This is a genomic window from Nonomuraea bangladeshensis (assembly GCF_039529455.1).
Taxonomy (GTDB): domain Bacteria; phylum Actinomycetota; class Actinomycetes; order Streptosporangiales; family Streptosporangiaceae; genus Nonomuraea; species Nonomuraea bangladeshensis.
Map to the genome: position 1 here is coordinate 92619 of NZ_BAAAMV010000023.1, position 23541 is coordinate 116159.

Genomic DNA, 23541 nt, shown 5'->3' on the forward strand with positions numbered 1-23541 from the left:
TCAGAACCTCCCGTCGCGTACCGCGAACTTGGTCGGCTTGCCCGACAGGGGCAGCCCGCGCGACAACCAGCCGGCCTGCCAGCGGATCAGCGTGTCCAGCGGCACGTCCGGGTAGCCGAACAGGCCGTGGCAGACCGAGGCGTCGCTGAGCAGCGCGGTGCCGCTCTCGCTGCCGGCGAAGGACGCCTTGGTCCCCAGCGCGGCCGCCAGCCGGGTCGCCGTGCGCCGGACCGACGCGGTCTCCGGCCCGGTCAGGTTGATCGTGAACGGCTCAGGGGCGCGCGCGTGCCGCAGCGAGCGCAGCGCGACCTCGTTGGCGTACCCCTGCCACACGACGTTGACGTGCCCGGTGGTGACGTCGACCGGCTCGCCGGCCGCCACCGTGACCGCGAGGTCGGCGAGCACGCCGTAGCGCAGGTCCACCGCGTAGTTGAGGCGCAGGATCGAGACGCGGGTGCCGTACGCGGCGGCGGCGTGCTCGAAGACGCGTTCCCTGCCGAGGCAGCTCATCGCGTACTCGCCGACCGGTTCCGGCCGGTCGTCCTCGGCGCTGCCGCCGGAGGCCACGTCCACCAGCGGGTAGACGTTGCCGGTGGAGAACACCGCGACCGACGAGTCCCGGTAGCGCCGGGCGACGGCGGCCGGCAGCGCCGCGTTGACCGCCCACGCCTGGTAGGGCGCGGCCGACGTGCCGAACTTGGCCCCCACCATGAACACGACGTTCGCCGCGTCGGGCAGCCCGTCGAGGTCGTCGCCGGCGCTCAGGTCGTGGGCGACCACGTCCACGCCCTCCTCCGCCAGCGCCCGGGCCGCGCGGCCGTCGGTCCAGCGGGACACGGCGTACACGCGGGCCGAGCCCCGGCCCGCCGCGTCCAGCGCGCGCCTGGCCAGCCTGACCAGGCTCGGCCCCATCTTGCCGCCCGCGCCGAGCACGACGAGGTCGCCGTCCAGCGCGCCGGCGTCGGCGACCAGCGCGGCCGAGGGGGTGGCCAGCCGGTCGTCGAGCTCCCGTTCAGAGGTGAACACGTGCCGCTCCTTGGTCGTACGGCCGCCGGTACGCCACACCCAGCCGGTCGAGGAGCGGCAGGTGGGCGGTCAGCCGCCGGGTGAAGTCTCCGAGGTCCCGGCCGGAGGACCAGGCCGCCTCGGCGACGGCGCACAGCCGGGGGAAGGCGTTGTAGTCGAAGCGCTCCCTCGTGGGCAGGTACTCGCCCCAGAGCTGCGCCTGCAGGCCGAGGACGGCGTCGCCCGCGTCGAAGCCGTACACGGTCTCCAGCGGCAGCGGCCCCGAGATGCTGACCGGCTCGCCGGGGGCGTCGGACTCGGCGTAGTCGAGGTAGGTGTGCGTGTGCGGGGCGGCGACGACGTCGTGGCTCGCCCGCGCGGCCGCCTCGATCCGGTCCACGCCGCGCCACGCCATGATCACCATGTCCTCTGGCGGGTCGTGGTCGAGCATGTCGTCCCAGGCCACGGCGCGGCGGCCGAGCCCGCGCAGGTGGTCGGCGAGCAGCCGGCCCCACCAGCCGAGCAGCGCCTCCGGCCCGTCGAGCCCGGCGCCCGCCACCCGCCGCGCCGCCTCCGGGCTGGTCGCCCAGGCGTCGCCGCGGACCTCGTCCCCGCCGATGTGCACGTACGGGGAGGGGAAGACGTCGCTCAGCTCGTCGAGCACGTCGCGGGCGAACGCGGCGGCGCGGTCGCTCACGTTGAGCACGTGCGAGGAGATGCCCCACGTGGTCCGCACCTCGACGGGCTCCGCGGACGGGTGGCCGAGCCACGGGCAGGCCGCGATGGCGGCCTGCGAGTGCCCGGGGAACTCGATCTCGGGGACCACGGTGACGCCGCGCGCCGCGGCGTACTCCACCAGGTCGCGCAGCTCCCGCTGGGTGTAGAAGCCGCCGTGCGGGGTGCCGTCGGACCTGCCCTCCCGCGCGTGCCCGGCCGGGGACTCGGCCCGACGGGCACCGACCTCGGTCAGCCGCGGGTAGGCGCGCACCTCGAACCGCCAGCCCTGGTCGTCGGTGAGATGCAGGTGCAGGACGTTGAACTTGTGCAGCGCCAGCAGGTCGACGTACGCGCGCAGGAACGACACCGGACGCCACCAGCGGGCCACGTCGATCATCACGCCGCGCCAGGCGTACCTGGGCACGTCGCGGACGGTGCCGCAGGGCACGCCGCCGGGCGCGTCGAGCTGGCGCAGCGTCTGCACGCCCCAGCCGAGCCCGGCGGCGCCCGCCGCGGCGATCACCGCGCGGTCCGGGGTGACGGTGAGGGTGTATCCCTCCGCGCCGAGCGACGGGTCGGCCACCAGCTTGAGCACGACCTCGCCGGGGCCGTCGCCGCGGGTGTCCAGGCCGAGCAGGTCCCGTGCGAGATCGGCGCGCGGGCCGCTCACCCGGGTGCCCGGGCCCAGCGGGAACCGCCCCTGGTCCGTGGCCGCCGATGCGACCAGGGGGATCATCGCCCGAGCACCTTGCGGAAGGCGGTCAGGGCCTCGCCGATCGGCGGCGCGTCGGGATACCAGGCGAGCTCCCATTCCAGCGCCAGGTGGCCGGCGTACCCGATGCGGCCGAGCTCGGCGAGCACGCCGGGCACCCCCACCGCGCCCTGGCCGGGCAGCACCGGCGCCAGGTCGGCGGGCGAGGCCGCGTCCTTGATCTGCACGTGCCGCAGGTACGGCGCCAGCGCGTCCGCGGTCGCGGCGGCGCTCTCGCCCGCCCGCCACGGGTTGACCACGTCCCACAGCGCGCCCACGCGCGGCGAGCCGACCCCGGCGAGCACGCCGGCGATCGCCTCGCCCGTCAGGAACACGTCGTGCGTCTCCAGCAGCACGTCCACGCCGTTGTCCGGCAGCCGTCCGGCCACGTCCGCGAGCCTCCGAGTCGCGGCGGCGGCCGGGTCGTCCTGCCCTTCGACGCCGCCGAAGACCCGCACGTACGGCGAGCCGAGCGCTTCGGCGATCTCGACGTGGCGCAGCACCTCGGCCACCGGATCGCCGTCCGGCCTGGCCACGCGGGTGTAGGAGCACACGGCGACGATCTCGATCCCGGCGCCGGCGAACGTCCGGGCGATCGAGCGCAGCTCGGCGGCGGGGGTGTCCGGCGCGACGATCTCGCCTTCCGCGCAGCGCAGCTCGACGGCGGCGCAGCCGTACCGGGAGGCGGTGGCGATGACCTCCTCGGCCGGGGCGCCCGGCATGCCGAGCGTGCTGAAAGCGAGCGGGTTCATGACTGTCCCTTCACGGTGACGGTGGAGCCCAGGCGGGCGGACTCGTAGACGGCCAGGGCGACGTCGAGGACCGACAGGGCGTACTCGGCGGTGACCTCGGGAGCGGTGCGGGCGGCGCAGGCGCGCGCGAAGTCGGCGAGCTGCGCGGCGAACGCCGTGGCCATCTCGCCGCTGCCGGGCGCGGCGACCTGGGTGGCCACGCCGCCGCGGAAGGACCAGACGCCCTCGCCGCGGCTGATGCGCAGCGCGCCCTCGCCGCACACGATCTCGGCCTCGTCGGTGAACGGCAGGCCGGTCCCGGTGACGGAGATCGTCGAACGGGTGCCGTCGGCGTGCCGGGCCAGGGCGACCGCCTCGGTCTCCACCGACTCGCCGGCGGGCCCGGCGACGTGCGCGGTGACCTCGACGATCGGCGAGCCGACGAGCATCTGCAGCTTGTCGATGCTGTGGGTGCCGACGTTGAGCACGATGCCGCCGCCCGCCATGCCGGCGTCGAGGAACCAGCGGGGACGCGAGGGGTCGCCGTAGTCGGCGGTGCGCCGTTCGGAGGCCACCACGACCTGGCCCAGCTCGCCCGAGGCAAGGAACCCGGCCGCGGCGCGCAGCGTCGGGACGAAGCGCAGGACGTGCCCGACCGCGAACACGACGCCGGCCGCGCGGCACGCCTCGATCATGCGGAGGGCGTCCTCGCGCGTGGTGGCGATCGGCTTCTCCACGAGCACGTGCAGCCCGGCCGCGGCGGCGTCGAGGGTGATCGGGGCGTGCAGCGCGTGCGGGACGGTGATCACGACCGCGTCGAGGCCGCCGGCGTCGATCATCGACCGGTGGTCGGTGAAGACGCGGGCGCCGGCTTCCGCGGCCAGCTTCTCGGCCGCCTCGGCCCGTACGTCGCACACCGCGGTGACCTTCACCTGCCCGGCGCTCTGGCGGGCGGCGGCCACGTGGAACTCCGCGATGGTGCCCGCGCCGATGACGCCCAGGCGCAGCCCGGATGTTGTGGTCACGATTTCCTTTCTGACGGGGAGGGGGCCTGTCAGCCCTTGAGACCCGCGGACATGGTTCCGCGGACGAAGTAACGCTGGGCCAGCACGAACACGATCAGCATCGGCAGCAGGCTCATCATCGCCGCCGCCGTCACGAGCTGGTCGTTGCCGACGAACTGCCCCTTGAGGCTGAGGACGCCGACCGGCAGCGTGTAGTTCTCGGGTGAGGTGAGGTAGATCGTGGGCTCCAGCACGGCCTTCCACGACGTGGTGAAGGTGAAGACCGCGAGCGTGGCCAGGGCGGGCTTGGCCAGCGGAAGGTGGATGCGCCAGAACACCTGCCAGGGGTTGGCCCCGTCGAGGCCCGCCGCCTCCTCGAAGTCCTTGGGGATGCCGAGGAACGTCTGCCGCATCAGGAAGATCCCGATGGGCGTGGCCAGCCAGTACGGCACGATGAGCGGCAGCAGCGAGTCCAGCCAGCCCAGCGAGCGGAACAGCAGGAAGTTCGGGACGATCGTGATGACGGTCGGCAGCATCATGGTGCCGAGCGCCATGGTGAGCAGCGCCTGCTTGCCCGGCAGGCGCATCCTGGCCAGCGCGTGCCCGACCATGGCGCTGGTGAGCACGTTCCCGACGACCGCGAGCACGGCGATCACGACGCTGTTGACCAGGTAGAGCCCGAACGGGGCGCGCCGCCACACCTCCGCGTAGTTGTCCCACTGGACGGGGTCGGGGATCCACACGGGCGGGACCTGGATGTACTGGGCGAAGCTCTTGAGCGAGTTCCCGAGCGCCGCGACGAAGGGCAGCAGCATGACCGCGGCGCCCGCGAGGACCAGGACGTACGAGAGGGTCTTACGCATAGTGCACCCACCTGCGCTGGAGCCGGAACTGCACCAGGGTGAGCGCGAGCACCAGCACGAACAGCACCCACGCGATGGCCGAGGCGTAGCCCATCTGGAAGAACTGGAAACCCTGGCGGTAGAGGTAGAGCACGGTCAGCTCGCTCGCGCCGTGCGGCCCGCCCTCGGTCATCACGAAGACCTGCTCGAACGACTGCAGCGTCTCGATGGAGGTGAGCACCAGCACCAGGAACGTGGTGCCGGAGATGCCCGGCAGCGTGATGTACCGGAACCGGTTCCAGGCCGACGCGCCGTCGATCTTCGCGGCCTCGTAGCGCTCCTCCGGGATGGCCTGCAGGCCCGCCAGGAAGAGCACCATCATGTAGCCGACGCCCTTCCACACGGCGACCGCCGCGAGCGTGGGGATCACCAGCGCGGGATCCTGCAGCCAGTTCTCGGCGGGCAGCCCGAAGAGGCCGAGCACCTGGTTGGCGATGCCCGTCTGGGGGTTGAAGACCGCGTCGGCGACGTAGGCGACGACGACCCACGAGGAGACCACCGGGACGAAGTAGGCCGCGCGGAACAGGGCCATGCCGCGCAGCCGCTGGTTGAGCGCGATCGCCAGCGCCAGCGCCAGCGCCGTCTGGACGGGCACGAACAGCACCGCGAAGTACGCCGTGTTGCCGAGCGTGCGCCAGAAGACCGGGTCCTCGAAGAGCCGGGTGAAGTTGCCGAACCCGACGAACCTCGGCGGGGACATCAGGTCGTACTCGGTCATGCTGAAGAACAGCGAGGCCAGCAGCGGCCAGGCGGCCAGCGCGACCAGGTGCAGGAGGTAGGGCGAGGCGAACGCGAAGGCCCAGAGCCGCTCCCCCGCGTGCCGCTTCCGGGCGGGCGGCCGCTCGGCGGCGGCCGTCCGCTCGGTACGCCTGGCGAGCAGCGTCACTGCGTCTTCCCGGCGTAGAAGCGGTCGATGACCTCCTGGGCCTCCTTCTGCCCGGACTGGAGGGCGGCGGCGACGGGCGTCGCGCCCGACAGCGCCTCGTTCATGCGCTTGGCCAGCGCCTCGGTGTACTCCGACCACACGGCGTTGGTGCCGAGGTCGGTGGCCGCGTCGAGCGACTCCAGGAAGACCGGGCCGCGGTCGGGGGCCAGGGCCGTGGTGGCGACCTTCTTGTTGATCGGGATCGCCTCGCCGAGCTCGGCCCACTTGCGCTGCGGGCCCTCGCCGGAGAAGAAGGTGATCCACTTCCAGGCCGCGTCGTTCTGCGCCGGGGAGGCGGCCTTGCTGACCACCCACGAGTTCACGATCGCGACGTTGCCGCGACCGGCCGGGCCCTTCGGCAGGGGCGCCACGCCGAAGTCGACGCCGGCGCTCTGCGCGGGCAGCGTGCGGGCGTAGATGCCGTACGACATCGCGACCCGGCCGGTGGCGAAGAGCGTGTGCACGACGCCCTTGCCCATGGCCTCGGTGGTGACGTAGTCGGGGGCGAAGCCGTCCTTGCCCATGGCGCGCAGCATCCAGTCGAGCCCGGCCGTGGACTGCGGGCTGTCGATGACGACCTTGCGTCCCCCGTCGGTGACGACGTCGCCGCCGAACGCCTTGACGATGGGCCACCAGCTCTCGGTGAAGCCCGGCGAGTACGCGCGGAAGCCGTAGACGTCGGGCTTGCCGTCGCCGTTGGTGTCCTTGGTCAGCTTCTTGGCCGCCGCGGCGAGGTCGTCGTAGGTCCAATCGGCCGTCGGCTCGGCGACCTTGGCCTCGGCGAACATCTTCTTGTTGTAGAAGAGCACCGGGGTCTGGGCGCCCTGCGGGAAGCCGAAGACCCGGCCCTGGGCGTCGCGGTTCAGCTCGATGCCGGAGTAGTCGGCGGCGTTGACGCTCTTCACCCGGTCGCTCAGGTCGGCGAGCGCGCCCCGGGCGGCGAACTCCTGCACGAGCACGCCGTCCGACAGCCACACCTGCGGCGCCTGGTTGCCGGCGATCTGGGTGCGGAGCCGTTCGAAGAACTTGACGTACGGCGCGACCTCGAGCTGCACCTTGATCGACGGGTTGGCGGCCTCGAACTCCTTGACGAGCTGCCGCATGGTCGTGTCGGCCGGGTCGCCGGCGGCGGCGTAGAAGCCGAGTTTCAGGGTGACGGCGCCGGAGTCGTCGGCCGAGCCGCCGCACGACGTCGTGCCGGCCACGGTGAGGACGGCCACCGCGGCAGCGGCGAGCACGCGCACTCTCATTGGGTCCTCCAAAGGAACGGAGAGGGGGGAGGGGGTGAGGGGGGACGCCCGGCGGCGTCAGGAAGGGACGCGGACCTCGACCAGGCTGCCGGAGGCGGCTCCGCAGGAGGCGCGCACGGCCAGGCGGGGCTGCAGGACGACCCGGCAGACCGGCGCGGCAGGGCCGAGCTCGATCCGGCGCAGCAGCAGCTCGGTCGCCATGCGGCCCACCTCGGCCTTCGGCGGCGAGACCGCGGTCAGCGGCACCTCCGACAGGTCGGCGACCTCGTCGTCGTAGGCCACCACGGCGATGTCGTCGGGCACCGTGAGGCCGACCCTGCGCAGATAGGGCAGGAGGGCGGTGGCCTCGCGGTCGCCGAGGCACACCACCGCGCGCACCTTCTCGGCGACCAGCGCGTTGGCGTAGGCCAGCATGTCGGGGCCGGTCCAGACGGGCTGCCGGGCCACGGCCTCCGGGATCTCCGGAAGCCCGAGGTCGGCGACGGCCTGCCGGTATCCGGCGAAGACCTGTTCGGAGCTGGCGGTGCCGATCCTGCCGAGGTAGCCGATCCGGACCCGGCCGAGCCCGCTGAGGTGCTGGACGGCCGCGTAGCCGCCGCCGTGCACGTCGGTGCAGACGTAGGAGGTCGGGTCGGCCGGGCGGGGGTCGGCCGGGCGGCGCTCCACCAGGACGTACGGCACGGGCAGCTCGCGCAGGCGGGCCAGGTGGGCGTCGGGGTCGGCGGCGAGGTGCAGGTTGGGCACCAGCAGCAGGCCGGCCACGCCGACGTCGACGAGCTGCTGGATCTGCCCGGCCTCGACGTCGGGGTCGTAGTTGGAGCAGGCCAGCACGAGCCGCACGCCGGCGGCGGAGGCCGCCCGCTCGATGCCCTGGACGACCTGCGGGAAGTAGTAGGTGTTCGACGGGACCAGCGCGCCGATGAGACGCGGCCTGGCCCCCGTGGTGACGGAGCTGGTGACGAAGGTGCCCGACCCCTGCCGGCGCCGGACGAGCCCCTCCTCGACCAGGAGGTCGACGGCGCGGCGGACGGTGTTGACCCCGACCGAGTAGGTCTGCGCCAGCTCGGACTCGGTCGGCAGCCGGGCTCCGACCGGATAGCGGCCCTGCACGATCTCCTGCCGCAGGCGGGCCGCGAGGGTGCGGAATCGCCGACCCCTTGGGAGGGAATTCATTCCTTCAGGTGGCTCCATGACCGGATTCTTCTCGGCATATTGCAGCAATGTCAACCCTGAATTCACTCCGTTATTCACGTCATATCAGGAATGAATTCACGCTTACCAGCGGGCGGTGACGGCCTTGTCGCGGTCGTAGGCGGCGGCCCAGTAGTGGCCGGGGGCGGTGAGGCGGTGACCGGCGAAGCCGACCTCGCCGGTCGGCAGCTTCAGCGCCTCCGAGGTCGCGATGGCCCAGCCGTCGGCGCCCGCGGTCACCGTCACGTACCGGCCGGCGGAGAAGGTGAAGCGCCCGCGCACGGTGGCGGCCACCGGCTGCCCGCTCTCCTTGTCCACGACGCGCAGCCGCACCTTGGCCGCGCCCGCCTCCAGCGTCACCGCCATCGACTCCACGACCATGGGACGCAGGTCGGTGGCCGCGGTCGTCACGGTCACCGGATCGGAGGCGGGCCCGCGGTGCCCGGCCACGTCCACGGGCACGATCCGATACCGGTAGGTGGTGCCGGGCAGCAGGCCGGTGTCGGTGTGGCTGAGCCCGCGCGCCTTCCCCGCGAGCGTGCCGGGGCCGGGGGTGAAGCCGGGTTCGGTCGACCGGTGCACCTCGTAGAAGTCGACCTCGGTGTCGTCGTACGCCCGCCCGTACGTCAGATCGACCGTGGCGTGGTCGAACGCGACCGCCTCCGGCGGCGAGGCCACGCCCGTGGGCGGCCGGGAGTCGGCGGGCGGCTCGGGCCAGCGGGCCGAGGGGCCCCAGACCGTGGGCAGCTCGCGGTAGGAGTCGTAGTGGTGCAGCGCGATCCCGGCGAAGGCCGGGCTGCCCGAGAACGCCTGGCCGACCTTCGCCAGCTCCGCCTCCAGCGCGTCCCTGCCCTCCTCGCGGAAGGTGATGGTGGCCGGGTCGCCGCTCGTCGCGATGTCGAGGGTCTCCACCCCGACGACCACGGAGAGCGGCTTGCCGATCCGCTCGGCGTAGGCCAGCTCGCCGGCCGCCTGGGCGATGATGCCGGCGCTGCCGTCCGCCTGGTCGCGGTAGTCCATGATCGCTATGTAGTCGCTGAGGTCCTGGACGTGCTCGGCCAGGGTGCGGGTGGTCCCGCCGTACGTGATGTCCGTGCAGCAGGCGGAGGTGTCCAGCCAGCGCGGCACGGCGGGGCCGAACAGCAGGGGCTGCCCCGACGCGTCACGCCGCGCGATCATCGCGCGGAGCGTGTCCAGCCACTGGATCTGCAGGTCGGGCTTCGAGCTGGTGAACCACGGCAGGATGTACGGCTCGATGTCGACGTTGATCCCGTCGAACCGCTCGGCCGGCCTCGACGACAGGTTGTAGTCGAGGACGCGCTCCATCTCCCCCACGGCGCGGTCGCGGTAGCGGGAGAGCGTCCCCAGATAGGGCGGGCGCGTCCCGCCGGCCACGGTGGCGTGCACCTTCATGCCCCGGCCGTGCGCCCAGGCCACGAGGTCGCGCAGCTCAGGACGCGCGTCCTCGATCATGTCCCGTCCCATGTACGTGTCCACGCCCAGGTACATGGTCGAACCGGGCGGGAGGACCGTCTCCAGCAGGCGGCGCGAGCCCGGGTTGAGCACCAGGTTGTAGCTCGCCTTCTCCCAGATCCACATCGCCCGGTCCTGCCGGTGCGGCTCCGGACGGCGCTTCTTCGCCGCGCCGAGGGCGACGTACCGGGTGGCCGACCTGGTGACGTGGCCGCGCGCGTCGGTGGCCTCCGCCTCCAGGCTCGCCATGACGTCGCCGTACCTGGCGGGGTTCACCAGCGTGACGTAGCGGCCCGCGGCCCCGGCGGCGCGCTGCCAGGGGCCGCCGTTGACGCGGACCCGTACCGAGCGCACGTCCTTCCCTGCGACGCGCACCCGGACGGGTGTGGGCCGGGTGAGGCGCGCCCCGTCGGCCGGCTCGGTGATCTCCACCTCCGGCTTCGCGGCCCGGGGGTTGTCCACGCGCAGGGTGAGCGGCGGCGACCAGGTGCCGTACCGCGTCTGCGCGACCGTCGCCTTCGCGTAGACCTCGATCTCGCCGTTCATCTCGCCGACGTCGAGGTCGTGGGTCCAGGTCCCGGTGTCGTCGGCGTCCGGGTCGCTGACCCTGGCCCGCTCGATCCGCTCCCCGTTCACCACGAGGGACACGTCGTACGCGCCGGTGAAGCGCCCGGCCAGCCGTACGACGCCGGGCCCCGACTCCGAGGAGTCGATGGTCACCGACGGCGGGTCGGCCGCGCGGGCGGCGGCCGGGACGGCCCCGACGAGCGGCACGGCGAGCGGCACGGCGAGCACGAGCGCGCCGGCGGTTCTCCACAACGCAGCGGGCACGGAAGCCACCTCCTTTGGGAATGAATTGGTGCCGGAAACCGCCTGTTCCCGGCGCCCGATTCACGAGATGGCCGAAACGATAGCCCCGAAAGTGTTGGGGAAAAATGGCATGTATTCCGTCCCCGCAGGGACGAGCCGGAGCCGACCGCCTGCCCCGCTTCGCGTCCGGCTCCGTACAGCCGGACGCGAAGCCGCGGAGACGTCAGGAGATGGTGAGCGTGCCGTTCGCGTTACGGGCGCACGTGACGATCGTGCGCGGCGCCGCGGCGACCGCGCCGGCCAGGCACTGGCCGAGGACCGTGTGGCCCGCGGCGTTGGGGTGCCACGACTCCTGGCAGGTCTGGAAGTAGGTGACGCAGGTGTTCGCCGCCCGCTGGATGCCGATCTTGTCCCAGCCGGACAGGCTGGTGATGAACGTGCCGGACGGCCCGTCCTGCACCCGGACCGGCGTGGCGAGCGCACCCGCCGGGCTGCCGGGGTTCTCGCAGAGCCTGGCCCCGTCGAAAGCCCGCTGGACGTCCAGCACGCGCAGGTCGGCGGCCGGGCGTTCGGCTGCCAGCGTGGTGTACGCGTTCCTGACCAGGGAGCCGAGGTTCTGGGAGAACACGTGCCCGGGGGCGAGGCTCGCCCGGTGGATCGGGCACCCGGCGGCGTAGCGCTCGGCGCCGAGGGCGCGGAACTTGTCGCGGGTGTCGGCGCGGCCGTCCTCCTCGTGGTACTGCTGGGCGAGCTCGGGCGGCAGCGGGTTGGTGTAGGTCTGCAGGATCACCTGGTGGGCGCCGTCGGCGTCGACCTGGGCGAGGGTGTCGAGGATCTGGCGCAGGGCCGCGGTGGTCTCGGCGGTGGCGGCGGCGACCTCGGCGTCGGTGGCCAGGTCCGCGGCGGTGCAGGGCTGCTGCGGCACCTCGCCCTTCAGATAGGCCCAGAACTCCCACCAGCCCGTCCAGGCGTCGGCGATGAAGCGGTTGGCGCACAGCGTGGCCACGTCGCCGAAGGTGAACTGGGTGTTGTTGGAGCCGAGGCCGACGAGCACGACGTCGATGTCGTGCGTCTGGGCGACGGCGCGCAGCTGGTCGAGCTGCGAGGCGACGGCGCGGCCCTCGGCCCGGGCGCTGGAGGGGGCGGCGATGTCGGCGGGCTGGGCGCCGGAGCACGCGAGGTTGAAACGTTGCTGGATGCCCGGGAGCGACGCCGTGAACACCGAGGCGTTCGCCGACCGGTGACAGAAGTAGGCGTTGCTGTTGGCCGCCGACCAGCCGGGGAAGGCCTGCGCCGTGCCGGAGGCGTCGACGACGGGCAGGTAGTCCCCCGCGCCCTCCCCGCTGACGAAGCTGTCACCGAGCACGACGGCGGCGGTGGGCAGAGCCGCCTGCGCCGGCCCGCTCTGCACGGCCTGGATGCCTCCCGCGCTCGCCAGGAGCATGACTACCGCGGCGGCACGCTGAAGTAACCCCATAACCACCTCATTTCCTACTAAATGCGTACGAAATACGCATGGATGGATCACAACATGCCGCACCGGCGCCGTCAACATGACCGTATTCGTTTCGCAATATTCTGAAAGCTTGCAAAGCCGCTTTCACTCAGCGAAGCGAGGTCGGCCTTGCTCCCACGCCTTCGGAGCCAGGAAAAGTGCCCGCAAGAACTACAGCGCCATATCAGGATAAATCGCCATATTGTACGCATACACCGACATTTACCCCACAAAAGGCTGCAAAGTATTGCACGACCCTTGCTCGCCGAGTAACTTCCAGGCAACACCGAGGAAATCCGAACGCGGAGGTTCTGATGGTGCCCCTCCCCCACCGTGATGCCAGAGCGCCGCCGGCACGGCCACGAGCAGCCTCGAAAGCAGAACGGGCCGGGTGTTGGCCCACCCAGCCCGTTGATGGGACCCCATCCTCACGTTTCTGGAGATCCCCGTATGAAACTCTACAAAGCATTCGTCGCCGCCGCATTAGCGGCGGCGAGCGGCGTCGCCGTGCCCGTACTGAACCAAGCCCCCGCCCGCGCCGCCTCCGACGTCGGCGTGATCGCCAACCTGTGGAACTGGAACTGGAACTCGGTGGCCAGGGAGTGCACCGAAGTGCTCGGCCCGGCCGGGTACGGCGCGGTGCAGGTGTCGCCGCCCCAGGACTCGATGACCAAGGGCGGCACGGTCTGGTGGGACATCTACCAGCCCGCCCGCTACGAGCTGACCAGCAAGTTCGGCGACGAGGCCGCGTTCAGGCGCATGGTCGACACCTGCGGAGGCGCCGGCGTGAAGGTCCAGGTGGACACGGTCATCAACCACATGACCGGCCAGGGCGCCACCAGCTACGGCGGCTACACCTTCAGCAAGTACGACTACCCGGGTCTCTACTCCTCCCAGGACTTCCACCAGCCCACCTGCCAGATCGACCAGGGCGACTACCGCAACGACGCCTGGCGGGTCCAGAACTGCGAGCTGGTGAGCCTGTCGGATCTGAACACCGGGTCCGAGTACGTCCGGGGCAAGATCGCCGGCTACATGAACAAGCTGACCTCGCTCGGCGTGTCCGGCTTCCGCATCGACGCCGCCAAGCACATCAACCCCGGCGACCTGGCCGCCATCAAGGCCAAGCTCGTCGGGTCGCCCTACATCCACCAGGAGGTCATCCAAGGCGACCAGGAGGCCGTCCAGCCGAGCCAGTACACCGGCGTCGGCGACGTCGACGAGTTCGTCTACGGCCGTAAGCTGCGGGAACAGTTCACCGGCCAGATCAAGAACCTCCGCACGTTCGGGGAGAGCTGGGGTCTGTCGGTGCCCAGCGACAAGGCCGTGGTGTTCGTCGACAACCACGACACCGAGCGGGGCGGCTCCACGCTCACCTACAAGAGCGGCGACACGTACAGGCTGGCCAACCTCTTCATGCTCGCCTGGCCGTTCGGCACCCCTCAGGTGTACGCCTCCTACACCTGGAACAACAGCGAGGCGGGCCCGCCCTCGGCGGGCGGCGGCTACGTCACCGACGTCAACTGCTCCAACGGTCAGTGGACCTGCTTCGACCGGCAGGTCTCCGGCATGGTGGGCTTCTACAACGCCGTCAAGGGCGCCGGCGTCGCCAACTGGACCGACAACGGGAACAACCTGATCGCCTTCAGCCGCGGCGACAAGGGCTGGGTCGCCATCAACAACGAGGGCGGCGCCGTCACCCAGACCTTCACCACCGGCCTGCCCGCCGGCACGTACCCGAACGTGGCGGGCACCGGCACGGTGACGGTCGACTCCAGCGGCAGGGCGACGGTCACCGTGCCCGCCAAGAGCGCGGTCGCTCTCCACACCGGCTCGGCCCCCCAGCCGAACGACAAGCAAGCCACCGTCTACTACAGGACGGGCTGGGCCACGGCCAACATCCACTACGGCATCAACGGCACCTGGACCACCGTCCCAGGAGTGCCCATGGAAACGGCCTGCACCGGCTGGAAGAAGAAGACCATCACCCTCGCCGACGCCACCAGCCTCAAGGCCGCCTTCAACAACGGCTCAGGCACCTGGGACAACAACAACGGCAACGACTACACCCTCAGCACCGGCACCTCCACCGTCAAGGACGGCATCGTCACCGCCAACGCGACCAACCCCTGCGGGAGCTGATCCCCCGTGCTGCCCCCCGTCCCGCCTGTTCCACAACGGGCGGGACGGCGACGCCTTCGAGGCGTACGACCGCCCGCTCCGCCCTCGGCATCGGCTCCGTCGCGGTAGAGTCCTGGCGGACTTTCTTCGAGGTGGGCGGCACGTGTGAGCAAGGCCAATGAGCTGATCGGCGCGGCGATGGAGGCTCTTGCCGCCGAGGATCAGGCGGCCTTCGACGCCGCCACCGCCTTCCTGGCCGACCGCGACGACGCCGATCGCGTGCTGGTGGAGGCCGTGACCGGGGCGATCTCGACGCTGTGGCGCAACGGCTGGCAGCCGGCCGACGTGGTCAGGGTCGCGGCCAGGCGGCTGACCGACTGGCACGGGCGGGCGGCGGCCGACCTCATCGCCTGGGAGATGCGGGCCTACGCGCCGGCCACCGTGGACGAGCGCTGGCGCGACCAGCTCGCCCGCCTGGAGGCCGCGGTGTGGTGGAAGGGCGGCTACCTGGCGGCGCGGCAGGCGCGCGACCGGGCCGGCCGCCTGGTGACCGTCTCCGGCGTGCTGGAACTGCTGGCCTTGCTGACCGGGCTGCCCCGGCTGGAGACGTTGAGCCCGCCGCCCGGGGCCGCCCGCCGTACGGTCCAGGCACGCGCGCACGCGGTCAGCGAGAAGACGCTCACGCGGGTGCGGGCGCTGCTAGCCAAGGCGGAGTCGACCGCGTACGAGGCCGAGGCGGAGACGTTCATGTCGGCGGCGCAGAGCTTGATGGCGAAGTACAGCATCGACGCGGCGATGCTGGACGCGCAGCCGGGCGGCGGTGACGCCCCGGCGGGCATCCGGATCGGCATCGACGCGCCGTACGAGCAGCCCAAGGCCGTGCTGCTCAACCTGGTCGCCGAGGCCAACCGGTGCCGGGTGATCTGGTCGCAGGAGCTGGGGTTCGCCACCGTGATGGGGTTTCGGGCGGATCTGTCCTGGGTGGAGATGCTGTTCACCTCGCTGCTGGTGCAGGCGCAGACCTCGCTGGTGAACTCGGGCACCAAGAAGCACGGCAACGGCCGGTCGCGGAACAAGACGTTCCGCCAGTCGTTCCTGTCGGCGTTCGCCTCCAGGATCGGGGAGCGGCTCGCCGAGGCCACGGCGGACGCGGTCGCGCGGGAGAGCGCCAGCCGTGGCACCGACCTGGTGCCGGTGCTGGCGGCGCGCGAGCAGGAGGTGGAGCAGGCGGTCGAGCGCCTGTTCCCTAACCTGGTCTCGCACGCGATCCGCACGTCCTGGGACCGGGAGGGCTGGGCGGCGGGCCGTACCGCCGCCGACCAGGCCAGCCTTGAGGCACGGGAGCGATGACGCGCCGGATGAGGTGATCGTCCAGTGGCGGCCGCCGTCAGGTGCTTCCGGTCGCTGCGTGTCGTCGATATACGCCCGGCGGCATTCCATAGGCGGAGCGGAATGCCCGGTTGAACGCCGCGGCGTCCGCGAATCCCCATCGTGCGGCGATCTCGGTGACGCTGCGGCCGGCGTGGCGGCCGTCGGTCAGGTCGGCGCGGCAGCGCTCCAGGCGTTGCCCGCGGATGTAGCCACCGATGGTCTGTTCCTCCTGCCGGAAGATGTGGTGCAGGTAGCGCACCGAAATGTGGTCACGGCCCTGTTCGAGCCACATCGTCCCTGTGCGCACCAGCGTCAGCATCCACAGCTCCGGATCGGAGCGCCGGACGAGCCGGGCGGTGCGCGTCGACCGCATGCCGTCGCAGCGCGGTGACGCCACCAGGGCGGCCCCGAGCGGCAGGAGCGACACCGAGGCGTGGAAGTCGGCGGTGTGGTCGCTGCTGATCTCGGTGGGGATCAGCTGCCGGGCGGTCAGGTCGCACCACCAGCCGAACCGTTCGGCGGCTGGGACGTCCGCGCTGCGCAACTCGATCACACCGCACCCTCCTCATGCGATTGCGCTCCACGACAAGAACTACGCACTGACAGTCAATAAACGCTGGCTATTCCGCTTATACGATGCTTGCGATTGAAGGCCGAAGAGCCCGATCTTCGCACAAGTCGGAAGGAGTAGGTGCTCGCCGTCCAGTCACTTCCCGACCAGGAGGATTCATGAGCAGGGCACAGAGATCAGGACCGGCGCTCTCAGCAATGGAATTCTCCGCGACAAACGGCATCACACGTGGGGCAACACGCATTTGAGAGGCGCACCACGCCCGGATGACAGGAACCGTCACGTGAGAGGCAGCACACTCCTGCCGGAGAGGTCCACCGTTGGTTGAGCACCACTCGCCTGGCCGTGGCGGCGGGCGGCATCTCATCGAGGAGGTATTGGGCGACGCGCATTTCCTCATCCATGCCGACCCGGACGAGGTGCTGGCCCTCGCGTCGCGGGCGGAGGGGGCCGAGGCGCGGTCGGTGGCGGCGGTCTACCGTACGTCCGCTGGTTGGCACCGTGGACTGAGGCCCGGCGCGCGACGCCAGGTTCTGGCCGTGGACGCCGCCCGATGGCAGGCCGGCGACCTTGGTCACCGGCTCGCCGAGGTGCCGGACGAGCGCGGCGCGGAGGCTCCGTTCCGCGTCGAGTGGGCGACGGGCACGTCGTTGGACAGCGCGCTGCTGTGGTCGGCCGAGCTGCCGGGCCACGTAAGACTGGGGCCGGCGACGGTCCGGGCGATGGCCACCGGCGGCTCGCCGGGTCATGACGTGGTGACCGTCGCGTCCCGCGGGCGTGAGGGCTGGGTCTGGGACCTGGGATCGGGCAGATGTGTCGGCAGACCGGTGTTCGGCGACGGCGGGGTCCACGCCCTGGAGATCGTGGTGCTGGACGGTCGCCGATCGCTTGTCATCAGTGGATACAGCATCGTCGACGACCTCCTGCGGGCGAGTGTGTGGGTGATGGACCTCGACTCCGGGCAGCGCGTCGGCGCACGGATCGTCACCGGGCACGTGAGCGATCCTCTGGCCGTCACCACGGTGGAGGGCCGTCCGGTCGTGATCTCCGGCGGATCGGCGGTGAGAGCGTGGGACCTGCTTGACGGTCATCCATTGGGCACCCCGTTCGAGGCGCACCTCGGTACGAGGGCGGTCTCGATCACCACGACGACCCTGGACGGCCGGTCGGTCGCGATCATCGGTGACGACGACGGCCGCTTGCACGTGTGGGATCCCCTCGCCGCAAGCAAGGTCGCGGCCTCGATCACGACATCCGGCAAGCCGGAAAGCCTGCTCGCCTTGTCCCTCAACGGTCGTCCCGTCGTGGTCTGCGGGGGCCACGACGGTCCGGTCGAGGTCCGGGATCTGCGCGACGGGACGCTCCTCCGCGAGCTGCTGCCGCGGGGCCTCCTGACGAGCGGCAGCCGATCGCTCGCGTACGGGGAACTCGGCGGCCGCCCGATCCTGGCCGCGGTCGACCGCGCTGGGCGCGTGCGTGTGCTGGACGCGGCCACCGGCGAGCCGCTGTGCGTGCCCTTGCCGCCGGGCCGCGCGAAACCTGACGCGGTTTGCGTGGCCGAGGCCGACGGCCGTGTCGTCGCGGTCACCAGTGGCCTGCAGTCGTCGGTGGTGCGGGCCTGGGACCTGACCGCCGCATGTGCGGCGCCTGCCGCCGGGCGACCGCGCCGCCTGCCGGGCGAGGTCACGGGCTTGGTCGTCGGCCAGGTCGGCGGCCGCGAGGTCGTCGTCACGGCGCACCACGACGCCTGCGACAAGGATGATCCCGGGCGGGGCGAAGGGCATCTGTGCGTCATCGACCTGGCCGACGGCACGTTCCTGGGTCCCCCCATCCCCACCGGACCGGGACAGGTCCGGCTCGCCCTGGCCGACCTCGACGGCGATCCCGTAGCGGTGATCAACCGCAACCGACGATCGGCTCCGCGGCTGCTGCGCCTGCCCGGCGGTCAGGCCAGGGACGTCGCCTTCAGCACGCCGCACTACGAGCAGGACCATCACGGCCGCATCACCGCGGTGGTCACCGGCCACCTGGGCGGCCGTCCCGTGGTGGTGACGGGCGGACGCTCCAACCAAGCGCGGGTGTGGTTCATGGACGACGGCTCCCTGGGCACAGCCATCACCGGGCGCGGCGATGAGCACGCCGGCGTCACCGCCGCCGTCATCGGCTCGCTTCGAGGCCGCGCCGTGGCGGTCACCGCCGGACACGGGTTCGGCGCGCCCGAGATACGGGCGTGGTGGCTGTCCAGCGGCCGCCCGGTCTGCCGACCGGAGACCGGGCACAGCGGAACGGTGAACGCCATCGCGATCAGCGCACTCAACGGCGTCCCCGTCGTGGTCACCGGCGGCACGGACCGTACTGTCCGCGTGTGGGACCTGGACAGCGGACAGCCGGTCAGGCAGCCCTTCGTCGGGCATACGGCGCCAGTGCTGGCCCTGACGGCGACGGAATTTGCCGGCCACCCCGTCGTGGTGAGCGGCGGTGAGGATCACACGGCCCGAGTGTGGGACCTGGACAGTGGCCGGCAGCTGCGGCGGGCGGATCTCCCGGGCGCGGTGTCGCACGTGGCCGCAGCGTCGTCGGACGGCCGGCTGATCGTCGCGTTCGGCGACGACCTGGCGGTCCTGGCGCTTCGGCCCTTGGCGGCGGAGAGAGAGCCGGAAGATGTCGCGTAGAACTTCGCGCCGCGCTGCGATCCCATCGCAGAGGCCGGGCCGACGAGCCCTACTTCCGCCACCCGTTGGTGGTCAGGCTCGGGTCGGCGGCCGCGTTCAGCAGCCGCCGGGCCCAACCGTAGGTCATCGGCAGCCAGTTGAAGTCGTGATCCGGTCCGACGATGCCGGCCAGCTCGATCAGCTTCATCATCTCCACCACGGCGGCGAGCGGCTTGGCCACGTGCCACGCGCTGCGCATCCGTTCCGGGGCGACGGCGCCGGACCAGGCGGCGAAGTAGGCGTCGAGGTAGCTCGCGGCGTCCGGCTCGGACGTGTCCAGCAGCCACGAGGCCAGATCGAACAACGGGTTCGTGATGGTGGCGAAGCTCCAGTCGTGCAACAGGATCTCGTCCTCGCGTACGACCACATTGCCCGGGTGGAAGTCGCGGTGGACGATCGTCGCCGGAACGGCCGCCTCGTCCAGGCGCTCGGCGCACTCGACGAGATACGGCGTCAGCGCCTGAAGCCGATCGGCCTCCTCGCCGCTCAGCGCCCGGCCCAGATTTCTCGGCCGCTTGGGCGCCCGCCAGAGGTCGTCACGGGCCAAGGTCGACCGCACAGCGTCGGCCAGCGCAGCCGGGGTGAGCCGGGCACATCCCGCGTCGGTCAGCTCGTCCACGCGGCCGATGGTCTCTTTCTGCACCATGGCCAGCTGTGCCAGGCAGGCACGACGCTTCTCCACGGAGACCGCCCAGCCGTCCACGCCGCCGAAGTCCTCGGCGAGCCACCAGCGATCATCGCGTGACATCGCGGTGATGGTGGCGAACGGCGCGATGCGCAAGGACGCCAGGTAGCGCGTGATGTCCGGTTCGCGGGCCAGCCTCGGCAGGACCGCCTTCAGGTAGAGGTCCCCACGGTCGGTCGGCGTGCGGAGCACGGCGGACATGCTCCAGTGCTTGATCTGCCGGCTCGGCCCGAGCCGGGCACGACCAGCGGCCTTGAGCTCCTCGTCGATGTAGGACTCGGCTCGCTCGAACCAGCCGGGCCGGAACCAGTCGGAGACCGGCGGCCGGGATCGCGCCGCCCGGCGATCGAGGACGGGGCTCTGCCCGGTGACCGCGTCCTGCCCGTGCCAGGCGAACCCGTCGGCGCAGGCCGGGCGTGCCCCGCCCGCCGCCAGCAGCACCACTGTCGTGAAGTCCAACGGCTCCAGGACCACCGTGCTCAGCCCGAGCTCGCGACGGACGCGATCGGTCAGCTCGCTGTCCATGGGCGGCCACCTGGCGTCGAAGCGCATCCGGGGCAGCGCCGGATCGCCGCCGGCCATGTCGCACAGCACGGCACCGTCCTGGTCGACGACGACCAGCACGACTTCCACGGATTCGGACGATATGAACAACCCTCCCAGTGTCGGGGGCCGTACGGGGCAGCGTTGCGGAGCATGTGCTCTGCTAAGCTCCGAGGATGGCCCGGCCGCGCACCCATGATCTCGATCAGCTGCTGGACGTCGCCGAGCGGCTGGTGGCCGACCACGGCCCCGAGCGGTTCACCGTGCGAGGGCTCGCGGCCGCCTCCGGAGTGTCGAACGGAGCCATCTATCACGCGTTCGGCTCCCTGCCCGTGCTGCTCGGGCGGCTGTGGCTGAGGGCCGCGGGAGAGTTCCTCGACCTGCAGACCGAGCTCGCCGACGCCGCGTACGAAGCCGGCGGCCCCGGCGCGGCGACCGAGGCGGTGGTGGCCGCGGCGGGGACGCCCGCGGTGTTCGCCGACCGCCGGCCCGCCGCGGCCCGCATGCTCATCTCGGTGCGCCGCGACCAGCTCCTCGGTCCCGAGGTGCCCGAGGAGCTGACCGAGGCGATGTTCGCCCTGGACAAACGGCTGGTGGCGCTGCTGATCCGCCTGTCGCAGGGGCTCTGGGGCCGCGCCGACGGGGCCGGCGTCGAGGTGATCACGGTGTGCGTGGTCGACCTCCCGACGGCGCTGTTCCGCCGTGCCCTGACCGCCCCGACCGCCGACGGCAGGCCCGTGGTCACGGAGGACTGCCGTGAACGCCTGCGCACCGCCGTCCGCGCGGTCCTCACCCTCCCCCCTCCTCCACCGAACACGCGGCCTGCCCCGGCGAAGCCGTCACCGCCCCGCTGAACCAGACGGGTACGGCCGGCGGTCGCGCCAGCGGGCCGCGCTCAGGCGGTACAGCACATGGCGGCGGAGCCGGTGACCGGGCGGCAGGACCGGATGGTCGAAGTCGCCGGCGGTGTCGTGGATCATGCCGAGGCGTTCCATGACGGCGCTGGAGCGCGTGTTGACCGTCGCGGTGAAGGAGACGACCTCCTCCAGGCCGAGCCGGTCGAAGGCGAAGTCGAGCGCGGCGGTGGCGGCTTCGGTGGCGTACCCGTGGCCCCAGGCCCGGCGGCTCAGCCGCCAGGCGATCTCGACGGCCGGCAGGAACGGCGCCTCGAACGCGGGCCGGTGCAGCCCGGTGAAGCCGATGAACTCGCCGGTCTCCTGGAGCTCCAGCGCCCAGCGTCCCCAGCCCTGACGGGCGACCGCGTCGCCACTGGCGGCCGCGAACGCGTCGCTCTCGGCGCGGCTGAGCGTGGCCGGGAAGTGTTCCATGACGGACGGGTCGGCGTTGAGCGCGGCGAAGGGCTCCAGGTCGGAGGGGCGCCAGGGACGCAGCAGCAGCCGCTCGGTGCGCAGCTCGGCCGGCGGCAGGAGGGCGGGAAGGTTCACCGGGACAGATCCTCCGTCTCAGGGGAGAAGGGACCGTGCAGCGCGGCCCACTGCAGCAGCATGATGGTCTTGGCGTCGGCGATGCCGCCGTCGCGGACCAGGCGGAGCGCGTGGTCGAAGCCGAGCTCGACGACCTCGATGTCCTCGCCCTCCTCGGCGATCCCGCCGCCGCGCGAGGCGCGGGTGGTGGAGTCGTAGGGGGCGGCGTAGAAGTGCAGGCGTTCGGTGACCGAGCCGGGGCTCATGTAGACGGTGAAGACGTGCTCGACCTCGCCGATCGCGTGGCCGGTCTCCTCCGCGGCCTCGCGGCGGATCGCCTCCTCCGGGCTCTCGTCGTCGAGCAGTCCGGCGGCGGTCTCCAGCAGCATGCCGTCGGCGTGCCCGTTGACGTAGGCGGGGTAGCGGAACTGACGGGTCAGCAGGACGGTACGGCGGGTGACGTCGTACAGCAGGACCGTCGCGCCGTTGCCGCGGTCGTAGGTCTCCCGTTCCTGCGTGCTCCAGCGGCCGTCGGCGTGCCGGTAGTCGAAGGTGGTGGTGCGCAGCACGTACCAGTTGCAGGACAGCAGCCGCACGTCGCGCACCCGGACCCGGGGGTTGCCGGTGAGGTCGCGTCCCACCTGGTCCAGGCCGGTGCGGCCGCGCCGGTCCGGTGTGTCGAGTCCCGCGGTCACGATGCCACGCCGAGGGAGACGTACCGAGGGCTTGCGATAGGAATCATCACGTGGCAGAACTATAATGGGAAAAAATCGGAATGAACAAGGAGAAACGTGCATGCTGGCCGCGCAACGCAGGGACCTGCTGCTGACACGCCTCCAGAGGGACGGCCGGATCATCGCCAAGGACCTCGCCGCCGAGCTCGGCCTGTCGGAGGACAGCATCCGTCGTGACCTGCGCGACCTGGCCGCCGCCGGTCTGTGCCAGCGCGTGTACGGCGGCGCGCTGCCCGCCTCCCCCGCGATCGCGGACTACGCCACCCGCCAGGGCGTCGAGGTTCCCGGCAAGCAGCGCGTGGCCGCGGCCGCTGCCGCGCTCGTCGAGCCCGGCAGCACCGCGATCCTGGACGGCGGCACCACGGCCCTCGCGGTCGCCCGCGCGCTCCCGCTCGACCTGCGCGCCACCGTCGTCACCCACAGCCCGACGGTGGCCGGCGCCCTGGCCGGCCACCACGACGTGGAGGTCTACCTGATCGGCGGGCGCTTGTTCAAGCACTCGATGGTGGCCTGCGGGGCGGCGGCGGTGGAGGCGGCCCGCGCGGTCAACGCCGACCTCTTCCTGCTCGGCGTGACGGGCGTACATCCCGAGACCGGGCTGACCACGGACGACGCCGACGAGGCCGCGATGAAGCGCGCCCTCGCGCGGCAGGCCGCCGACACCTATGTGCTGGCCAGCTCGGAGAAGATCGGCGCGGCGTCCCGGTTCGCCGTCCTGCCGCTGACGGAGGTGGCCGGCGTCGTCACCGACGCCGACCCGGGCAACGCCACCGTGCGGGCGCTCGGCGTGCCGGTCATCCAGGCCACCTGACCGACTCAGCCGTCCTCGTCGTTCTCCCACTTCGGCGCCATGTCCCGGGCGAGCTTGATGTCGTCGTTGCTCGTACCTGCCGGGACCATCGGCCACACCAGGGCGTCCTGGTGGACGACGAAGTCGATCACGACGGGGACATCGTTGATCTCCATGGCCTTCCTGATCACGTCGTCCACGTCCTCCGGCCGCTCGCACCTGAGACCAACACAACCATAGGCGTCCGCCAGTTTGACGAAGTCCGGGATGCGGCGCGTCGCCTGCAGGTCGGTGTTGGAGTAACGCTGGTCGTAGAAGAGCGTCTGCCACTGGCGGA

General features: G+C 71.8%; 20 protein-coding genes. 5 read left to right on the forward strand and 15 right to left on the reverse strand.

The features are described from left to right. The 10 genes from ABD292_RS47155 to ABD292_RS47200 form a co-directional block, all read right to left on the reverse strand. Window positions 1–1026 carry an NAD-dependent epimerase/dehydratase family protein gene (locus ABD292_RS47155; RefSeq protein WP_344219720.1) on the reverse strand — a complete coding sequence of 342 codons (1026 nt, stop codon included), beginning with the start codon at window positions 1024–1026 and terminating at the stop codon, window positions 1–3. Next, the gene (locus ABD292_RS47160) at window positions 1013–2458 is read right to left on the reverse strand and encodes a beta-N-acetylhexosaminidase (RefSeq protein WP_344219722.1); all 1446 of its coding nucleotides are present in this window, start codon (window positions 2456–2458) and stop codon (window positions 1013–1015) included. The genes ABD292_RS47155 and ABD292_RS47160 overlap by 14 nt, the downstream gene beginning before the upstream one ends. After that, window positions 2455–3225 carry a sugar phosphate isomerase/epimerase family protein gene (locus ABD292_RS47165; protein ID WP_344219724.1) on the reverse strand — a complete coding sequence of 257 codons (771 nt, stop codon included), beginning with the start codon at window positions 3223–3225 and terminating at the stop codon, window positions 2455–2457. The genes ABD292_RS47160 and ABD292_RS47165 overlap by 4 nt, the downstream gene beginning before the upstream one ends. Continuing rightward, complete coding sequence (locus ABD292_RS47170; RefSeq protein WP_344219726.1) at window positions 3222–4229, reverse strand: Gfo/Idh/MocA family protein; 1008 nt, start codon at window positions 4227–4229, stop codon at window positions 3222–3224. The genes ABD292_RS47165 and ABD292_RS47170 overlap by 4 nt, the downstream gene beginning before the upstream one ends. A gap of 29 nt (window positions 4230–4258) precedes the next feature. Continuing rightward, the gene (locus tag ABD292_RS47175; RefSeq protein ID WP_344219728.1) at window positions 4259–5071 is read right to left on the reverse strand and encodes a carbohydrate ABC transporter permease; all 813 of its coding nucleotides are present in this window, start codon (window positions 5069–5071) and stop codon (window positions 4259–4261) included. Next, complete coding sequence (locus ABD292_RS47180; protein ID WP_344219730.1) at window positions 5064–5996, reverse strand: carbohydrate ABC transporter permease; 933 nt, start codon at window positions 5994–5996, stop codon at window positions 5064–5066. Before ABD292_RS47180 ends, ABD292_RS47175 begins: the two co-directional genes overlap by 8 nt. Next, window positions 5993–7285, reverse strand: coding sequence for an extracellular solute-binding protein (locus tag ABD292_RS47185; RefSeq protein WP_344219732.1), 1293 nt, complete (start codon window positions 7283–7285; stop codon window positions 5993–5995). The genes ABD292_RS47180 and ABD292_RS47185 overlap by 4 nt, the downstream gene beginning before the upstream one ends. 57 nt (window positions 7286–7342) lie before the next feature. Further along, entirely contained in the window at window positions 7343–8458 is a 1116-nt protein-coding gene (locus tag ABD292_RS47190; RefSeq protein WP_344219734.1) for a GntR family transcriptional regulator, read from the reverse strand. A 102-nt stretch (window positions 8459–8560) separates the two neighbouring features. After that, window positions 8561–10780, reverse strand: a complete 2220-nt coding sequence (locus tag ABD292_RS47195; protein WP_344219736.1) for a hypothetical protein — start codon at window positions 10778–10780, stop codon at window positions 8561–8563. Window positions 10781–10982: 202 nt separating this feature from the next. After that, window positions 10983–12236: an SGNH/GDSL hydrolase family protein gene (locus tag ABD292_RS47200; protein WP_344219738.1), complete on the reverse strand. Its 1254-nt coding sequence runs from the start codon at window positions 12234–12236 to the stop codon at window positions 10983–10985. Window positions 12237–12704: 468 nt separating this feature from the next. On the opposite strand from ABD292_RS47200, the gene ABD292_RS47205 reads away from it, so the two are divergent. Both ABD292_RS47205 and ABD292_RS47210 read left to right on the forward strand, forming a co-directional pair. Further along, window positions 12705–14396, forward strand: coding sequence for a carbohydrate binding domain-containing protein (locus ABD292_RS47205; RefSeq protein ID WP_344219740.1), 1692 nt, complete (start codon window positions 12705–12707; stop codon window positions 14394–14396). 144 nt (window positions 14397–14540) lie between these two features. Continuing rightward, the gene (locus tag ABD292_RS47210; protein ID WP_344219742.1) at window positions 14541–15725 is read left to right on the forward strand and encodes a DUF2786 domain-containing protein; all 1185 of its coding nucleotides are present in this window, start codon (window positions 14541–14543) and stop codon (window positions 15723–15725) included. A 37-nt stretch (window positions 15726–15762) separates the two neighbouring features. Here ABD292_RS47210 and ABD292_RS47215 read toward each other — a convergent pair whose 3' ends face one another. Continuing rightward, window positions 15763–16299 carry a helix-turn-helix transcriptional regulator gene (locus tag ABD292_RS47215; RefSeq protein WP_344219744.1) on the reverse strand — a complete coding sequence of 179 codons (537 nt, stop codon included), beginning with the start codon at window positions 16297–16299 and terminating at the stop codon, window positions 15763–15765. A 338-nt stretch (window positions 16300–16637) separates the two neighbouring features. On the opposite strand from ABD292_RS47215, the gene ABD292_RS47220 reads away from it, so the two are divergent. Continuing rightward, window positions 16638–18989 carry a WD40 repeat domain-containing protein gene (locus ABD292_RS47220; protein ID WP_344219746.1) on the forward strand — a complete coding sequence of 784 codons (2352 nt, stop codon included), beginning with the start codon at window positions 16638–16640 and terminating at the stop codon, window positions 18987–18989. 49 nt (window positions 18990–19038) lie between these two features. Here the strand turns inward: ABD292_RS47220 and ABD292_RS47225 are convergent, their stop codons facing one another. Beyond that, window positions 19039–20346, reverse strand: a complete 1308-nt coding sequence (locus ABD292_RS47225; RefSeq protein WP_344219748.1) for an aminoglycoside phosphotransferase family protein — start codon at window positions 20344–20346, stop codon at window positions 19039–19041. Between the two features lie 86 nt (window positions 20347–20432). Between ABD292_RS47225 and ABD292_RS47230 the strand changes: the two genes are divergently transcribed. After that, window positions 20433–21110, forward strand: a complete 678-nt coding sequence (locus ABD292_RS47230; RefSeq protein ID WP_344219750.1) for a TetR/AcrR family transcriptional regulator — start codon at window positions 20433–20435, stop codon at window positions 21108–21110. Here the strand turns inward: ABD292_RS47230 and ABD292_RS47235 are convergent. Both ABD292_RS47235 and ABD292_RS47240 read right to left on the reverse strand, forming a co-directional pair. Further along, window positions 21096–21701 (reverse strand): GNAT family N-acetyltransferase, encoded by a 606-nt coding sequence (locus ABD292_RS47235; RefSeq protein WP_344219753.1) that lies wholly within the window; start codon window positions 21699–21701, stop codon window positions 21096–21098. The genes ABD292_RS47230 and ABD292_RS47235 overlap by 15 nt on opposite strands. After that, the gene (locus ABD292_RS47240; RefSeq protein WP_344219755.1) at window positions 21698–22375 is read right to left on the reverse strand and encodes an NUDIX domain-containing protein; all 678 of its coding nucleotides are present in this window, start codon (window positions 22373–22375) and stop codon (window positions 21698–21700) included. Before ABD292_RS47240 ends, ABD292_RS47235 begins: the two co-directional genes overlap by 4 nt. 100 nt (window positions 22376–22475) lie before the next feature. Between ABD292_RS47240 and ABD292_RS47245 the strand changes: the two genes are divergently transcribed. Continuing rightward, window positions 22476–23225 carry a DeoR/GlpR family DNA-binding transcription regulator gene (locus tag ABD292_RS47245; RefSeq protein ID WP_344219757.1) on the forward strand — a complete coding sequence of 250 codons (750 nt, stop codon included), beginning with the start codon at window positions 22476–22478 and terminating at the stop codon, window positions 23223–23225. A 5-nt stretch (window positions 23226–23230) separates the two neighbouring features. Here the strand turns inward: ABD292_RS47245 and ABD292_RS47250 are convergent. Further along, a partial coding sequence (locus tag ABD292_RS47250; protein WP_344219759.1) for a thiamine pyrophosphate-dependent enzyme occupies window positions 23231–23541 on the reverse strand: 311 nt, incomplete at its 5' end.

Coding starts and splice junctions, on each gene's coding strand:
- ABD292_RS47190 (WP_344219734.1), bottom strand. CDS start 8,458: ATGAATTCCCTCCCAAGGGGTCGGCGATTCCGCACCCTCGCGGCCCGC.
- ABD292_RS47245 (WP_344219757.1), top strand. CDS start 22,476: ATGCTGGCCGCGCAACGCAGGGACCTGCTGCTGACACGCCTCCAGAGG.
- ABD292_RS47165 (WP_344219724.1), bottom strand. CDS start 3,225: ATGAACCCGCTCGCTTTCAGCACGCTCGGCATGCCGGGCGCCCCGGCC.
- ABD292_RS47200 (WP_344219738.1), bottom strand. CDS start 12,236: ATGGGGTTACTTCAGCGTGCCGCCGCGGTAGTCATGCTCCTGGCGAGC.
- ABD292_RS47185 (WP_344219732.1), bottom strand. CDS start 7,285: ATGAGAGTGCGCGTGCTCGCCGCTGCCGCGGTGGCCGTCCTCACCGTG.
- ABD292_RS47205 (WP_344219740.1), top strand. CDS start 12,705: ATGAAACTCTACAAAGCATTCGTCGCCGCCGCATTAGCGGCGGCGAGC.
- ABD292_RS47160 (WP_344219722.1), bottom strand. CDS start 2,458: ATGATCCCCCTGGTCGCATCGGCGGCCACGGACCAGGGGCGGTTCCCG.
- ABD292_RS47230 (WP_344219750.1), top strand. CDS start 20,433: ATGGCCCGGCCGCGCACCCATGATCTCGATCAGCTGCTGGACGTCGCC.
- ABD292_RS47175 (WP_344219728.1), bottom strand. CDS start 5,071: ATGCGTAAGACCCTCTCGTACGTCCTGGTCCTCGCGGGCGCCGCGGTC.